Genomic DNA, 14,213 nt, shown 5'->3' with positions numbered 1-14,213 from the left:
GACATGCCGAAAGATCCCCATACCGCCCTCGATACAGGGCCGCGCCATGTGGCCATCATCATGGACGGAAATGGCCGCTGGGCGCAGGCGCGCGGGCGGCCCAGGTTGTTTGGCCATCACGCGGGCGCGCGCCGTGTGCGTGAGGTGGTTGAGGCCTGTCCTGGGCTGGGGATCAAATACCTCACGATATTCGCCTTTTCGACGGAAAACTGGAAACGCACGCAGGTCGAAGTTGCTGGTCTGATGAGCTTGTTTCGGCGGTATATCGTCAAAGAAACCAAGACGTTGAAGGATAATGGTATCCGAGTGCGGTTCATCGGCGATCGTGTGCGTCTGGACGCGAAGCTGATTGAGTTGATGGACACGCTAGAGCGAGAGACGCAGGATAACGAGCTGGTTCATCTGACCGTAGCCCTTAACTACGGCGGGCGTGATGAGGTGGCTCGCGCAACCAAACGTCTGGCTCGTGATGTGGCTGAGGGGCGCCTGCGGCCCGAAGACGTGGATGAGGAAACCCTGCCTAAATATCTGGATACGCGCGTACTTCCGGATCCGGATCTTGTGATCAGGACCAGTGGCGAGGCGCGGATTTCAAACTTTCTGCTCTGGCAATCCGCCTATTCCGAATATGAATTCATCGATACGCTGTGGCCCGATTTCACCGCCGCCGAGCTCGAGCGCCTGTGCCGCAGTTATGGCGCGCGCGAGCGGAGGTTTGGAGCGGTTCCAGCATGACTGATGGCCGATGGTCTGATCTGACCACCCGGGTCCTGTCGGCTGCGGTTCTCGTCATCGTCGGCGCGATCGAAGTCTGGCTGGGCGGATTGTGGTTCGAGGTATTCATTGCTGCAGCCTGTGGTCTGATGACCTGGGAACTGGTGCGTATGGTGGACCCCGACCGCAAAGGCGTCGCCATTCAGCTTGCGATCTTGACAGGCGTTGCCGTTATCCTGAGTTATCATTTGCCCCCGCTTTACAAACTTCCTTTCCTGCTGGCTCCAGCTCTGGTTGGGGCGGGGCAGGTCAGCCGCGCGCGCGGACTTTATGTTATGTTTGCGTTCTGGATTGCGGCCTCAGGGTTGGGCTTCATCTCGATCCGAGAAAATATGGGGTTCGGCTGGATGGTTTGGCTGATCCTGATCGTGGTCGCCACCGACGTCGCGGGATATTTTGTAGGCAAAACGCTGGGTGGACCTAAGTTCTGGCCAAAGGTAAGCCCCAAGAAGACGTGGTCGGGTACGGTCGGAGGCTGGCTGGCTGCCGCGTTGGTCGGGGTTATCTTCGCCGCTTATGTGGGCTTTGGGGCAGCTTTCGTTCTGGTATCGGTGCTTGCTTCTATGGCCAGCCAGGCCGGCGACATCGTCGAAAGCGCCGTGAAGCGTAAGCTCGGGGTCAAAGACAGCTCGAACCTGATCCCGGGGCACGGAGGGTTCCTGGATCGTTTTGATGGAATGATGGGCGCAGCGGTCTTTGTGTTGATTGCAGGGCTGATATACGCACCCGGAGGCATGTGATGCGCAGAGTATCGATATTCGGGGCGACCGGATCGATAGGGCAGAACACCATTGATCTGATCGCACGACATCCCGACGCCTACAAGGTGGTGGCGCTGACCGGTGCTGGTAACATCGCCCAGTTGGCGCAGGATGCCATACGCCTGCGCGCCGATATCGCGGTGACCGCATTCGAAGATCGGTTGGATGATCTGCGTGACGCTCTGGCTGGAAGCGGCGTTCAGGCTGCTGCGGGGCAGGCGGCTTTGATTGAGGCAGGCACGCGCCCGGCGGATTGGGTCATGTCGGCCATCGTTGGCGCAGCAGGGCTGGCTCCGGGGATCGAAGCGCTGAAACAGGGCGCGACACTCGCGCTGGCCAACAAAGAGACGCTGGTCTGCGCGGGTTCACTGGTTCTGGACACTGCGCGAGCACACGGCGCAAAGCTGTTGCCCGTCGACAGCGAACATTCGGCGGTGTTTCAGGCCCTTGTGGGCGAGGACATCAACTGCGTCGAGCGGGTTATCATAACGGCCAGTGGCGGGGCATTCCGAGATTGGCCATTGGCTGATCTGGCTCATGCCACGGTCGAACAAGCCTCGAGTCACCCTAATTGGGATATGGGTCAAAGGATCACGATCGACAGCGCTTCGATGTTCAATAAAGCGCTAGAAGTCATAGAGACCAAAGAATATTTTGGAATCGACCCTTCCCGAATTGAAGTGCTAGTTCATCCTGAATCAATCGTCCACGCACTGGTTGGGTTTCAGGACGGTGCGTTGATGGCACATCTCGGAGCACCGGATATGCGACATGCAATCGGATATGCGCTTCATTGGCCTGAACGGCGCGAATTACCGGTAGAACGGTTGGACCTCGCCAAACTTGGACAATTGCGCTTTGTGGCGCCGGACGAGACGCGTTATCCCGCCCTGCGGCTTGCGCGAGAGGTAATGGCACGCGGTGGCCTGTCCGGCGCAATCTTCAACGCGGCCAAGGAACGTGCTCTGGATCATTTCATTGCGCGCCGGATCGGGTTCTTGGATATGGCAGATGCAGTGGCTTCAGTGCTTGATCGATATGAGGCCTCGGACGGCCTTATTGATGCCCCTTTGACACTTGATAATGTGCAGCAAACGGACCATCTGACACGGCAATGGGTCGATGAAACCGTATTGCAACGAACAGGATAAACACCTTTGGACATACTCTCTCTGATCCCGCAATTCGGCAATCTTCTCTATACGATCCTGGCCTTTGTTGTGGCGCTTTCAGCGATCGTAGCCGTGCATGAATACGGGCACTATATTGTTGGCCGCTGGTCAGGCATTCATGCCGAAGTGTTTTCGATCGGGTTTGGTCCGGTGCTTTGGAGCCGCATCGATAAGCGCGGCACCCGCTGGCAAATCGCGCTGCTTCCGTTCGGGGGCTACGTAAAGTTCCTGGGCGATGCGAATGCCGCTTCGGGCAAAGATGAAGAAACGATGGCCGACATCGCCCATCAAAGCCCGGAAGAACTGCGTCGCACGATGCATGGTGCCCCGCTCTGGGCGCGCGCAGCGACCGTGGCGGCCGGGCCGATCTTTAATTTCGCGATGTCGATTTTGGTGTTTGGCCTGGTTTTCTGGTCGAACGGTGTGTCGCGTGAACCACTTACGGTTGGTGCACTGCAACCGCTTCCCGGGACGGCGCAAGGTTTGCAGGAGGGCGATGAAATCATCGCCATCGCAGGGCTGCAAACCCCGGATTTCGACGACGAGAACAACTGGTCGGACTTTATCGACGCCTTGCCGGTACTGCCGGAGTTGGACTATACGGTCATCCGTGATGGTGAGACGATTGACGTTCAAGGTCCATGGCTGTTCCCACCTTTGATTCAACAAGTTGCGCCACGCAGCGCAGCCATGGATATCCAGCTGCAGTCAGGCGATGTCATCACGGCTGTTGATGGTGATCCGATCTTTGCCTTCGACCAACTGAAGGAGCATGTCGAAGGCTCGGATGGTCGGGCTTTGTTGCTGACGGTCTGGCGCGACGGCGCAGATCTGGAGTTCGCTCTGGCCCCGCGCCGGACGGACGAACCAAAACCGGAAGGCGGATTTGTCACCCATTGGCGTATTGGCATCGTCGGCGGCATGATGATTGAACCCGAGAAGGTTCCGGCCGGAGTTTGGGACTCGTTAAAAGGTGGTGTCGCTCAGACAGGGCGTATCATCGAAGGCTCGCTTTCCGGCATATGGCATATGATTACGGGGGCCATCAGCACCTGCAACATTTCCGGGCCAATTGGGATTGCTGAAGTATCGGGGGCGATGGCCAGCCAGGGTACGCAAAGCTTCATCTTTTTCATCGCTGTGTTGTCCACTGCGGTAGGCCTTTTGAATCTTTTCCCGATCCCGGCGCTGGATGGTGGACATCTGTTGTTCTACGCCTATGAAGCGGTGTCTGGTAAACCGCCCAGCGACAAGGCACTGCGTGTTCTGATGGGTATCGGAGTAACGTTGATCCTGTCGTTGATGATCTTTTCGGTCAGCAATGACCTGTTCTGCTGATTAAGGCAGGCACGGCACGGTTCGGACGCAAAATTGCCTCATTTCGGCCCTATGCTCTTGGGTGCATTTTAAAGAATGGGCTCAAGGGCTATGACCAAGACACTGCAGAAATCGTATCAGAGTTTCAGCTATCTGTTTCTGTTGAACTGGGATGTGCTGCTCAGCTTTGGAGTCACCGCATTGGCGCTGGCGGTTGGCGGGTATCTCGTCGGACTGTGATTCTTTCTGCATCACTGTGACATCTTGGAACGGCCTGCGGGCCGTTTTTTACGTTTTGCGCTTTTGACATGATGCCACAATCGGGCTACTCAGCAGCTAAAGTCTGAAAATTCTGGGTAGTGACAAAAATGACTGACAGCAGAGGCACGGGCACATACTGCGGCTCTCGCGGGCGGCAAAACAATATTTTGTGGCAGGCACTAACGTTCTTTTTCTTCTTTGCTATACCGGGTTTACTGGTATTGCCGCAGCCGGCACAGGCGCAGTCTTACACGATCAACAGCTTCGATGTTGAAGGCAATCGCCGTATCGAAACCTCGACCATCATCGCCCGGACGGGAATCGAGCCGGGACAGACGGTAAGCGCTGGAGAGCTGAATGACGCCTTCCAGCGTTTGCTTGACAGTGGTGTTTTTGAGACAGTCGAGCTGACACCGCGTGGCAATACCCTGGTTATCGAGGTCGAAGAATACCCGACAATCAACCAGATCAGCATCGAAGGTAACCGCCGTGTTAAAGACGATGTTCTACTGGACGCGATTTCATCCGAGACGCGGCGCGTTTTCACACCGCAGGTGGCCGAAGCGGATGCCGAGCTGATCGCTCAGATCTATTCCTCGCAAGGCCGGGTGTCGGCCACTGTTATCCCGCGCATCATTCGCCGGAGCGACAATCGGGTCGATCTGGTTTTTGAGGTTGCCGAAGGCACGACCATCGAGGTGGAGCGCGTAAGCTTCGTGGGCAACCGGGCCTATTCGGACCGTCGTCTACGCCGTGTGCTCGAAACCAAGCAGGCGAACTTCCTTCGTACGTTCCTGCGTGGAGACACTTTCATCGCGGACCGTATCGAGTTCGACAAGCAAGTGATCCGCGATTTCTATCTGTCGCGGGGCTATGTCGATTTTCGGGTCAACAGCGCGAATGTTGAATTTACGCGTGAACGTGACGCCTTTTTCCTGGTCATGAATATTACGGAGGGCCAGCGTTTCGCGTTTGGCCAGATTTCCACAGTCAGCGAAATTCCGGGTGTGGACCCTGCGGTCTATCAAGACGCGTTGAAGATCAAACCCGGCGTTATCTACTCGCCGTCGCTGGTGGAAAACTCGATCGCTCGGATGGAGCGGCTGGGGATCAAGAACGGCGTCGACTTCCTGCGTGTTGAGCCTCGTATCACGCGAAACGCGCGAGATCTGACCTTGGACGTGCAATTCGTACTGACCCGCGGGCCGCGCATCTTCGTGGAGCGGATCGATATCGAAGGCAATACGACCACTCTGGACCGCGTAATTCGACGCCAGTTTGATACGGTCGAAGGTGACCCGTTCAATCCCCGTGAAATTCGTCAGAGCGCTGAGCGTATTCGTGCACTCGGCTTCTTCTCGGTCGCGGATGTGGAGACACGTGAAGGATCGACACCCAGCCAGGTTATTGTTGACGTCGATGTTGAAGAACAACCAACCGGGTCGCTGAGCCTTGGTGGTAGTTTTTCGGCCACAGATGGCTTCGGGATCGCAATTGGTCTGAATGAATCCAACTTTCTGGGACGTGGTCAGAATTTGGGTGTGACCCTGTCGACTGCGCAGGATTCGGAAGAATACTCGATCAACTTTACCGAGCCTTATCTGTTGGGCCGAAAGCTGCGCTTTGATTTGGGTTTGGGGCTTTCTACCACGAACTCGAGCTTTGCCAGCTTTGATACCAAAACGGTCTTCTTCAACCCTCAGATCAGCTATGCCATCGGTGAGCTTTCGGCGCTGCGCCTGCGCTATGGGTGGGACCGCAGCGAGATGACACAGCAAAGCAATGAAACCAACGGTGCTGTGATTGCCTCGGAAATTGCCCAAGGCAAACGCACCACGAGTTCGATTGGCCTGTCTTATGTCTATGACAGCCGTTTGGGCGGGCTGAATCCAACAGCTGGTGTTCTTTTCGAGGTTGGTGTGGATGCGGCCGGACTTGGTGGTGACAACGAATTCATTCAGACGACCGCGCGCGCCATCGCGCAAAAGCGGGTATGGAATGAAGAAGTTGTGCTTCGCGCCAGTCTGGAACTTGGGGCGTTGAATTGGACTGGTGACGACTTCAGCAGAACAATCGACCGTTTCGTGCTGGGTCCGAATACGTTCCGCGGCTTTGAGCCCGCTGGTCTCGGCCCGCGTGATCTCTCGAATGGCCAGGATGACGCGATCGGGGGCAACTACTATTGGGTAGCCCGTTTCGAATCCGACTTCCCGCTGGGCCTGCCCGAGGAATTGGGATTGCGGGGCGGTGTGTTCTATGACGTTGGCAATCTCTACAACATTGACAACGTGAACACTGCAGGATCTGATATTGTGGGTGCCAACGGTTCGATCCGTCATGTCATCGGCGTTTCGGTTCTGTGGACCACGCCCTTTGGTCCACTGCGCTTCAACTTCTCGAAGGCTCTCAAGAAGGAAGAGTTCGATAACGAGCGGAACTTCGACCTGACCATTCAGGCTCAGTTCTGATCCCGAATGCGTAACAGGAACATAATGTTATTGCAGGGCCCTTTTTGGGCCCTGTGTATTTTGGTCTTTTTGTCTGTATTGCCCGTAAGGGCACAGCAGCTTGGTGTGCCTCAAACCGGCGTACTGACAATTTCCAGCGAAAGGTTTTTCGCCGAATCCGCTTTTGGTCAGCGGGTATTTCGTGAAATCGAGACCGAGAGCGCCTTGTTGGCTCAGGAGAACGAGCGGATCGTTTCTGAGTTGAGCGAGGAAGAAAAAGACCTGACCGAAAAGCGTAAGTCTTTGTCGGCTGAAGAGTTTCGACCCCTGGCAGAAGCGTTTGACGAAAAGGTCCAGTCCCATCGCGAGGGTCAGCGCGCCAAGCTGGACCTTCTGGCACGGCGCGGTGAAGAGGCGCGCGGCCGGTTTTTCGAGCTGGCGCAGCCTGTTCTGATCGAGTTGCTGCGCGAATCCCAGGCTTCGGTTGTAATTGAAAGGGCGACGGTCGTGCTTAGCACGGACGCCTCAGACATCACGGACGCCGCGATTGAACGCATCAATGCCGCGATTGGCGATGGAAGCGCGCTTGGCGGCACCAACGGCGAATAGGCTGACTTGCCCTTACGTATCGGTATTGCTAACCACGCTTGAACGAGACATCCAAAACAGGACATCCAAACCATGACCACGGAAACCAAGAGCGCCGACATTCAGCTGATTCAGCGGATATTGCCGCATCGCTATCCGTTTTTGCTGGTCGATAAGGTCGTGGACATCCAGGGCTATCAATCCGCAGTTGGTATCAAGAACGTCACCATGAATGAACCCCATTTTCAGGGGCATTTTCCGGGCACTCCAATCATGCCCGGCGTCACGATTGTCGAGGCGATGGCGCAGACCGCCGGTGTCATGTTGGGCGTCGGCATGGACGTGATCGACAGTGAACTGCTGATCTATTTCATGAACATCGATAAGTGTAAGTTCCGCCGCAAGGTTGTGCCCGGCGACGTACTTGAGATGCATGTCGAAACGGTGCGTGGCAAGAAAGGCGGTAAAATCTTCAAATTCAGCGGTCGCGCAACCGTTGAAGGCGAAGTTGCCGCCGAGGCCGAATTCTCGGCCTATGTCGATTGGGATATGGAAAAGACGACATGAGCGGTATCCATCCCAGCGCCATTATCGAAGACGGGGCTCAGATCGGGCAGGGCTGCATCATCGGTCCCTTCTGTTACATCGGATCGCAGGTCCGTTTGGGTGATCGGGTTGAGCTGAAATCTCATGTGGTGGTGACCGGCGACACCAGCGTCGGCGAAGACACTGTGATCTTCAATTTCTCGGTCATTGGAGAAATACCGCAGGATCTGAAATTCGGCGGCGAGAATACCCGATTGGAAATCGGCAAACGCAACCGCATCCGTGAACATGTGACGGTTAACACCGGTACAGACGGTGGCGGTGGTGTGACCCGTATCGGCGACGATTGCCTGCTGATGGCCGGTGTCCATGTCGCCCATGACGTGCAGATTGGCAACCGGGTGATCATGGTCAACCATGCCGGCGCGGCCGGTCACTGCATTATTGAGGATGACGTGATCGTCGGCGGCATTTCCGGTCTGCATCAATTTGTGCGTGTCGGTCGCGGTGCGATCATCGGCGCGCTGACGATGGTGGCAAATGATGTGATTCCCTACGGCCTTGTGCAAGCTCCGCGCGGCGAACTGGATGGTCTGAACCTTGTGGGGTTGAAACGGCGTGGCGTGGCGCGTGCAGATATCTCGGCCCTGCGTGCCGCGTTTCGCGAATTGTCCGAGGGTGAGGGCACCTTCATGGATCGTGCCAAGCGATTGGGCGACGATCACGAAAGCGAATATGTGCGCCGGATCGTCGATTTCGTCACCGGTGAATCCGATCGCTCGTTCCTGACGCCGAGGAAGTAATCCGATGCTGGCTCTGATCGCGGGAACAGGTGCGCTACCGGATATGGTGCTTTCGTGCCTGTCCGATCGCCCGCTGATTTGCGCCATGGAGGAGTTCGAACCGGACACTCTGACAGCAGATGTGATCTTTCCTCTAGAACATCTCGGCAGTTTCATCGCTGACCTCAAAACGCGGGGCGTAACCGAGATCTGCATGGCCGGAGCAGTACGCCGCCCTGTTGTTGACCCGGCGCGGATCGACGCTGCAACGATGCCGCTGGTTCCGATCCTGCAGCAGGCCATCATGTCCGGAGACGATGGCGCGCTGCGAGCGGTCATCGGCATCTTTGAAGACGCCGGACTGAACGTTCGGGCCGCGCATGAGATTGCGCCTGATCTGCTGCCTCCGCTGGGTTGCCTGACCGAAGCGCACCCGTCCGAGGCCGATCTGGCAGATGCGGATCGCGCTGCGGGTATCCTGCGCGCGATGGGTGCTGCCGATATCGGTCAGGCTTGTGTGGTACAGAAAGGACAGGCGCTGGCGGTCGAGAGTATCTTTGGCACCGCATGGATGTTGCAATCTCTGACACAACGACCCGATGCGGGCGGTGGTGTTCTGTTCAAGGGCCCCAAGCCCGATCAGGACCGGCGTGCGGATATGCCCGCCATCGGGCCTGATACGGTATCTGGCGCTGTGGCTGCTGGTCTGGCTGGTATTGTGATCGAAAAGGGCGGTGTCATCGTGCTGCAGCGCGACCGTGTCATTGAGGAATGCAATCGTCTTGGCCTGTTCCTGCAGGTCCGTGAGCGCGCGGTCTGATGCGCGTCTTTCTGGTCGCGGGGGAACCTTCGGGCGACCGTTTAGGGGCCGCGTTGATGGAAGGTCTGCGTGTGCTGGTTCCTGATGTCACGTTTGACGGCGTGGGTGGTCCCTTGATGCAGGCGCAGGGGCTGAGCAGCCGATTTCCCATGTCAGAACTCAGCGTCATGGGGCTGGTTGAGGTTTTGCCCAAGTTTTTTCACCTCAAACGTCGTATTGCTGAAACCTCTCAGGAAGTGCTTGAGACGCAACCGGATGTATTGATCACCATCGACAGCCCGGATTTTTCCCTGCGTGTCGCGAAGCTGGTAAAGGCCGAAAGCAACATCCGCACCGTGCACTATGTTGCGCCCAGCGTTTGGGCTTGGCGGCCGGGGCGTGCCGATAAAATGGCGAAAGTGATTGATCACGTCCTCGCCCTGTTGCCGTTCGAACCGCCATATATGGAACGCGCCGGAATGGAGTGCGATTTCGTTGGCCATCCGGTTGTGAACGAACCCGTCGCCACAGATCAGGACATAGCGCAGTTCCGCACCGATCACGATCTGGGTGATGCGCCGATTATCCTTGCGCTGCCTGGTTCTCGCCGGGGTGAGGTTGAAAGGTTGGCTCCGATGTTTGGCGCCGCCCTCGGGCAATTTCTGCAAGATCGGCCTGACATGCGCGTTGTTGTTCCCGCCGTTGCGCATATGGTGGATGCGGTTTCTGAGCAGGTGAAGGATTGGCCGGGTCAGCCGGTTGTTATCGATCCACGAGAATTGCCTTCGGATCAGGCTCAGGCGCAGAAACGGGCAGCCTTTGCCGCAGCCGATCTTGCGCTTGCGGCGTCTGGCACCGTTTCTCTGGAGCTCGCGGCGCAGGCGACGCCGATGGTGATTGCCTATAACCTGAACTGGCTAACCACGCTGATCGCAAAGCGTATGGTGAAACTGGACACGGTCACTCTGGTCAATCTGGTGTCAGAAACACGAACGGTCCCTGAATGTCTGCTGGACGACTGCCAGCCCGGTAAGATTGCTGATGCATTAAGAGACGTCGCGGCGACCCCCGGAAACCAGCAACAGGCGATGACTGAGACGATGCAGCGTCTGGGGCGAGGCGGCGAGGCCCCCGGCTTACGTGCGGCGCGCGCAGTCCTGGAACGGATGTCGTAACACCATGTTCGAGCATGTCCTTTTCGCCATATCGGCTGGGGTGGCGATGGTGTCGACGAACCTCGACAATCTGGCGGTATTGCTGGGCCTGATCCTGATCATGGAACAACGCCGCGCCATCGTCGGTTTTGCCATTGCACAGGCCATTGTCTTGTCTCTCGCGATGACCGTTGCGGTCGGATTGGATCAGAGCGGTATTCCCGAGTGGATCGGATACCTTGGTATCGTTCCGTTGATCTTCGGCCTGCGCGGAATCTGGCAGCAGTTTCGGGGGACGGAAGCGGAGGACGTAAGTTCCAAAGGTGCCGTCAGCTCGGTTATAACCTTATTTCTGAGCCTGTCGGTCGACAGCTTTGCGGTCATGACCCCGCTGTTAGCAGATTCGACGCCATCGTTCCGTTTTGCCGCCTTGGTGGGAGCAGCCATCGCTGCCTGTACCTTGGTCGCCGTTGCAACATGGGGTGCGCCACGGGCCAAAAGCCTTGGCCCGCAGGTGGCCCGGATGGATCGGGTCGCACCTTACATAATGGTCTGTGTCGGGCTCTACATCCTGTTCAACTCACCAACTGATGTGCTCTGATCTGACGTAACCAACGTATTGTGATCGGTCGGCATCTGTTGCAGCACCTGAAGGCTTGGATATGCTGGCTGCGAAGGAGATAGCCCATGACCCGAATCCCACCGCTGAGCGATGATGAAATGACCGACGCGGCCTGCGCGTCTTTTGCGGCGCTGCAGGGCTATGGACCATTCGATAACTGGGCACGCGTCGCGGCCTATTGCCCGCCGGTGCTTGAGCATGTGACGGGTCTGCTGACCACATTGCGTGCTCAGGAAAATCTGCCGAGACGTGCACTCGAATTAGCGATGGTAACTGTTTCCAAGCTGAATGCCTGCGACTATTGCGTGTCGCATCATACACCGCTGCTGACCGTGACCGGGCTAAGCCCGGAAGGCGCGGCGCGTTTGCCCGATGTCGACGATCATCCCGAACTGGACGACTGTGACAAAGCGGTGGTCCGGTTTGCCGAAGCGGTGACGACACGATCAGGCAGGATGCGAGATGCTGAGGTTTCGGACCTGCGTGAATGGTTCAGCGATGCGCAGATCGTTGAGCTGACTTGGCGCATCGCTCTCACCGGCGCATTCAATCGCTTCAACGATGCGCTTCAGATACAGATCGAGGCCGAGGTCGATCCGATTTCGGCTTAATAGCCACGCCAGATCCAGCCGCCGCCAAAGATACGGCTGCCTTCGCTTGCATAGAACACGCAGGCTTGACCGGGCGATATCCCTTCTTCCGGCGTCAGCAATTCGACCTCTGCCGTTGTGTCGGAAAGGGGGCGAATGATCGCCTCACGCGGCGGCCGGGTCGAGCGGACCTTTACCGACAGATGCCATTCGTCGCGCGAGGTGAAGGGTTCATCGCCCAACCAGTTGATCTCGCGCACGGGTACGACGCGGGTGGCCAGCATCTCTTTTGGGCCGACGACGACCTGCTTCTTGTCCACGTCCAGTTTAACCACGTAGAGCGGTTCGCTGAGGCCGCCAATGCCAAGACCGCGGCGCTGACCGATCGTGTAGTGGATCACACCATCATGCTGCGCCAGTACGCGGCCATCGGCATGAACGATCTCGCCGGGCTCTGCCGCACCGGGGCGCAGCTTTTCGATCACGCTGGCATAGTTGCCGTTGGGCACGAAACAGATGTCCTGACTGTCCGGCTTGTCTGCTACGGCCAACCCATATTGGGCCGCCATCTCGCGGGTGGCGTCCTTGGAGGGCAGGTGCCCCAGCGGGAAACGCAGGAAATCCAGCTGTTCAGGTGTTGTCGAGAACAGGAAATATGACTGATCGCGGTTCGCATCCTCGGCGCTGTGCAGTTCCGGGCCATTGGGGCCCATCTTGCGCTGGATGTAATGACCGGTGGCCATGCAATCGGCCTCAAGGTCCTTCGCCGTTTCCAGAAGGTCCTTGAACTTTACCCGTTCATTGCAGCGGATGCAGGGCACTGGGGTCGCGCCAGCCAGATAGCTATCGGCGAACTCATCAATTACCGCGTCCTTGAAGATGTTTTCATAATCCAGGACATAATGCGGAAACCCGCGCTCCTCGGCCACGCGCCGCGCGTCGTGGATGTCAATCCCAGCACAACAGGCGCCTTTTTTGGCCAGCGCTGCGCCGTGATCGTAAAGCTGCAAGGTCACCCCGACGACGTCGTAACCTTGTTCTGCCAGATGTGCGGCCACGACCGAACTGTCCACACCTCCGGACATGGCGACCACCACCCGCGTTTCCGAGGGCGGTTTGGCGAAGCCAAGCGAGTTCAGCGGTGTCTCGGTATCGAGGGCCATATCGATTCCAGTCAGGTTTAAAGAAGACCGGCAGAATATAGGAAAATTCTACACACTCTCAAGGGGCGGTTTCACGCTGTTTTAAGTAGGCTGGGCGCAGCTTTGTCGCAGCAAAAGAAGGTTTAACAGATGTATTTGCACAAAGTGGAAGGGCCAAGGTCAGTTACCTTACCAGATGGAACTGTTCTGACGCGGGCAGATCTGCCACCTGCGGACACACGACGCTGGGTCGCATCACGTAAAATCGTCGTCGTGCGTGGCGTGCTGTACGGTCTGATTTCTTTGTCGGATGCCAAAAAGCGATACGGGCTCAGTGATGAAGAATTCAATGCCTGGGTTTCTGCCGTAGCCGAACATGGAGCTGATGCACTGAAGGTCACGGCGCTAAAAAAATATCGACAACCTAAAGGAGAACATGAATAAATGAATCAACGGTAACGGCAGGTTAACCATTTTTGACCAGTCTCATTTCGAACCGAAGATTTTTAACCGAATTGGAGCAGTTGAATGCGAATACTTCTTGTCGAGGATGATCCCACCACGTCCAAAAGCATCGAGTTGATGCTGACGCATGCAAATCTGAATGTGTATGCGACAGATCTGGGTGAAGAGGGGATCGATCTGGCCAAATTGTATGACTATGACCTGATCCTCCTGGACCTGAATCTGCCGGACATGAACGGACACGAAGTGCTACGGCAGTTGCGTATTGCCCGGGTTGAAACGCCGATCCTGATCCTCTCGGGTGCTGACGATACTGAAAGCAAGATCAAGGGCTTCGGCTTTGGTGCGGACGATTACCTGACTAAACCGTTCCATCGCGAAGAGCTTGTGGCGCGCATTCACGCGATCATCCGTCGCTCCAAGGGGCATTCACAATCGGTGATCCATACCGGTCAGGTGGCAGTAAATCTGGATGCCAAAACGGTCGAGGTTGGCGGCAAAACCGTGCATCTGACCGGCAAAGAATACCAGATGCTCGAGCTTTTGAGCCTGCGCAAGGGTACGACGCTGACCAAAGAGATGTTTCTCAACCACCTCTATGGCGGCATGGATGAGCCCGAGCTGAAAATCATCGACGTGTTTATTTGCAAACTGCGCAAGAAGCTCAGCAATGCCACGGGTGGAGAGAACTATATCGAGACGGTGTGGGGCCGTGGCTATGTCCTGCGCGATCCACAGTCGGGCAGCGTCGACGAAACCCGTATCGCGGTTGGCGCCTGAACTCATAAGAAGT

16 protein-coding genes are annotated in these 14,213 nt (G+C 56.9%); 15 read left to right on the top strand and 1 reads right to left on the bottom strand.

Annotated features, from left to right (window positions below):
- The first annotated feature begins 3 nt into the window (after nt 1–3).
- The 13 genes from ACR3EM_RS05865 (at nt 4) to ACR3EM_RS05805 (ending at nt 11,834) form a co-directional block, all read left to right on the top strand.
- Nucleotides 4–735: an isoprenyl transferase gene (locus tag ACR3EM_RS05865; protein WP_480469866.1), complete on the top strand. Its 732-nt coding sequence runs from the start codon at nt 4–6 to the stop codon at nt 733–735.
- Nucleotides 732–1,514, top strand: coding sequence for a phosphatidate cytidylyltransferase (locus ACR3EM_RS05860; protein ID WP_480469865.1), 783 nt, complete (start codon nt 732–734; stop codon nt 1,512–1,514). The genes ACR3EM_RS05865 and ACR3EM_RS05860 overlap by 4 nt, the downstream gene beginning before the upstream one ends.
- A complete protein-coding gene (dxr, locus tag ACR3EM_RS05855; RefSeq protein WP_480469864.1) occupies nt 1,514–2,686 on the top strand; it encodes a 1-deoxy-D-xylulose-5-phosphate reductoisomerase in 1,173 nt (390 codons plus the stop codon). Before ACR3EM_RS05860 ends, dxr begins: the two co-directional genes overlap by 1 nt.
- A gap of 6 nt (nt 2,687–2,692) precedes the next feature.
- A complete protein-coding gene (rseP, locus tag ACR3EM_RS05850) occupies nt 2,693–4,045 on the top strand; it encodes an RIP metalloprotease RseP (RefSeq protein ID WP_480469863.1) in 1,353 nt (450 codons plus the stop codon).
- A 90-nt stretch (nt 4,046–4,135) separates the two neighbouring features.
- Nucleotides 4,136–4,264 (top strand): hypothetical protein, encoded by a 129-nt coding sequence (locus tag ACR3EM_RS05845; RefSeq protein WP_480469862.1) that lies wholly within the window; start codon nt 4,136–4,138, stop codon nt 4,262–4,264.
- Between the two features lie 128 nt (nt 4,265–4,392).
- Nucleotides 4,393–6,753, top strand: coding sequence for an outer membrane protein assembly factor BamA (gene bamA / locus ACR3EM_RS05840; RefSeq protein WP_480469861.1), 2,361 nt, complete (start codon nt 4,393–4,395; stop codon nt 6,751–6,753).
- Between the two features lie 78 nt (nt 6,754–6,831).
- Nucleotides 6,832–7,341, top strand: a complete 510-nt coding sequence (locus tag ACR3EM_RS05835; RefSeq protein ID WP_480469860.1) for an OmpH family outer membrane protein — start codon at nt 6,832–6,834, stop codon at nt 7,339–7,341.
- A gap of 72 nt (nt 7,342–7,413) precedes the next feature.
- The gene (fabZ, locus tag ACR3EM_RS05830) at nt 7,414–7,887 is read left to right on the top strand and encodes a 3-hydroxyacyl-ACP dehydratase FabZ (protein WP_480469859.1); all 474 of its coding nucleotides are present in this window, start codon (nt 7,414–7,416) and stop codon (nt 7,885–7,887) included.
- Complete coding sequence (gene lpxA, locus ACR3EM_RS05825) at nt 7,884–8,669, top strand: acyl-ACP--UDP-N-acetylglucosamine O-acyltransferase (protein ID WP_480469858.1); 786 nt, start codon at nt 7,884–7,886, stop codon at nt 8,667–8,669. Before fabZ ends, lpxA begins: the two co-directional genes overlap by 4 nt.
- Nucleotides 8,670–8,673: 4 nt before the next feature.
- A complete protein-coding gene (locus ACR3EM_RS05820; RefSeq protein WP_480469857.1) occupies nt 8,674–9,468 on the top strand; it encodes an LpxI family protein in 795 nt (264 codons plus the stop codon).
- Nucleotides 9,468–10,622, top strand: coding sequence for a lipid-A-disaccharide synthase (lpxB, locus tag ACR3EM_RS05815; RefSeq protein WP_480469856.1), 1,155 nt, complete (start codon nt 9,468–9,470; stop codon nt 10,620–10,622). The genes ACR3EM_RS05820 and lpxB overlap by 1 nt, the downstream gene beginning before the upstream one ends.
- 4 nt (nt 10,623–10,626) lie before the next feature.
- On the top strand, nt 10,627–11,202 hold the full coding sequence (locus ACR3EM_RS05810) for a hypothetical protein (RefSeq protein WP_480469855.1): 576 nt from the start codon (nt 10,627–10,629) through the stop codon (nt 11,200–11,202).
- An 86-nt stretch (nt 11,203–11,288) separates the two neighbouring features.
- Nucleotides 11,289–11,834 (top strand): carboxymuconolactone decarboxylase family protein, encoded by a 546-nt coding sequence (locus tag ACR3EM_RS05805; protein ID WP_480469854.1) that lies wholly within the window; start codon nt 11,289–11,291, stop codon nt 11,832–11,834.
- Here the strand turns inward: ACR3EM_RS05805 and mnmA are convergent.
- Nucleotides 11,831–12,976 (bottom strand): tRNA 2-thiouridine(34) synthase MnmA, encoded by a 1,146-nt coding sequence (mnmA, locus tag ACR3EM_RS05800; protein ID WP_480469853.1) that lies wholly within the window; start codon nt 12,974–12,976, stop codon nt 11,831–11,833. The two genes, ACR3EM_RS05805 and mnmA, sit on opposite strands and share 4 nt — an antisense overlap.
- Before the next feature lie 129 nt (nt 12,977–13,105).
- On the opposite strand from mnmA, the gene sciP reads away from it, so the two are divergent.
- Nucleotides 13,106–13,399: a CtrA inhibitor SciP gene (gene sciP / locus ACR3EM_RS05795; RefSeq protein WP_480469852.1), complete on the top strand. Its 294-nt coding sequence runs from the start codon at nt 13,106–13,108 to the stop codon at nt 13,397–13,399.
- 84 nt (nt 13,400–13,483) lie between these two features.
- Entirely contained in the window at nt 13,484–14,200 is a 717-nt protein-coding gene (gene ctrA, locus ACR3EM_RS05790; RefSeq protein ID WP_480469851.1) for a response regulator transcription factor CtrA, read from the top strand.
- Nucleotides 14,201–14,213: the final 13 nt, after the last annotated feature.

It is taken from the genome of Ruegeria sp. AH3 (genome assembly GCF_056536265.1).
The sequence above is the reverse complement of the archived record's forward strand: the minus strand, read 5'-3'. Positions and strand labels throughout refer to the sequence as shown.

Coding starts and splice junctions, on each gene's coding strand:
- mnmA (WP_480469853.1), bottom strand. CDS start 12,976: ATGGCCCTCGATACCGAGACACCGCTGAACTCGCTTGGCTTCGCCAAA.
- ctrA (WP_480469851.1), top strand. CDS start 13,484: ATGCGAATACTTCTTGTCGAGGATGATCCCACCACGTCCAAAAGCATC.
- ACR3EM_RS05810 (WP_480469855.1), top strand. CDS start 10,627: ATGTTCGAGCATGTCCTTTTCGCCATATCGGCTGGGGTGGCGATGGTG.
- lpxB (WP_480469856.1), top strand. CDS start 9,468: ATGCGCGTCTTTCTGGTCGCGGGGGAACCTTCGGGCGACCGTTTAGGG.
- ACR3EM_RS05845 (WP_480469862.1), top strand. CDS start 4,136: ATGACCAAGACACTGCAGAAATCGTATCAGAGTTTCAGCTATCTGTTT.
- ACR3EM_RS05865 (WP_480469866.1), top strand. CDS start 4: ATGCCGAAAGATCCCCATACCGCCCTCGATACAGGGCCGCGCCATGTG.
- dxr (WP_480469864.1), top strand. CDS start 1,514: ATGCGCAGAGTATCGATATTCGGGGCGACCGGATCGATAGGGCAGAAC.
- ACR3EM_RS05805 (WP_480469854.1), top strand. CDS start 11,289: ATGACCCGAATCCCACCGCTGAGCGATGATGAAATGACCGACGCGGCC.
- fabZ (WP_480469859.1), top strand. CDS start 7,414: ATGACCACGGAAACCAAGAGCGCCGACATTCAGCTGATTCAGCGGATA.
- ACR3EM_RS05860 (WP_480469865.1), top strand. CDS start 732: ATGACTGATGGCCGATGGTCTGATCTGACCACCCGGGTCCTGTCGGCT.
- lpxA (WP_480469858.1), top strand. CDS start 7,884: ATGAGCGGTATCCATCCCAGCGCCATTATCGAAGACGGGGCTCAGATC.
- ACR3EM_RS05820 (WP_480469857.1), top strand. CDS start 8,674: ATGCTGGCTCTGATCGCGGGAACAGGTGCGCTACCGGATATGGTGCTT.
- bamA (WP_480469861.1), top strand. CDS start 4,393: ATGACTGACAGCAGAGGCACGGGCACATACTGCGGCTCTCGCGGGCGG.
- sciP (WP_480469852.1), top strand. CDS start 13,106: ATGTATTTGCACAAAGTGGAAGGGCCAAGGTCAGTTACCTTACCAGAT.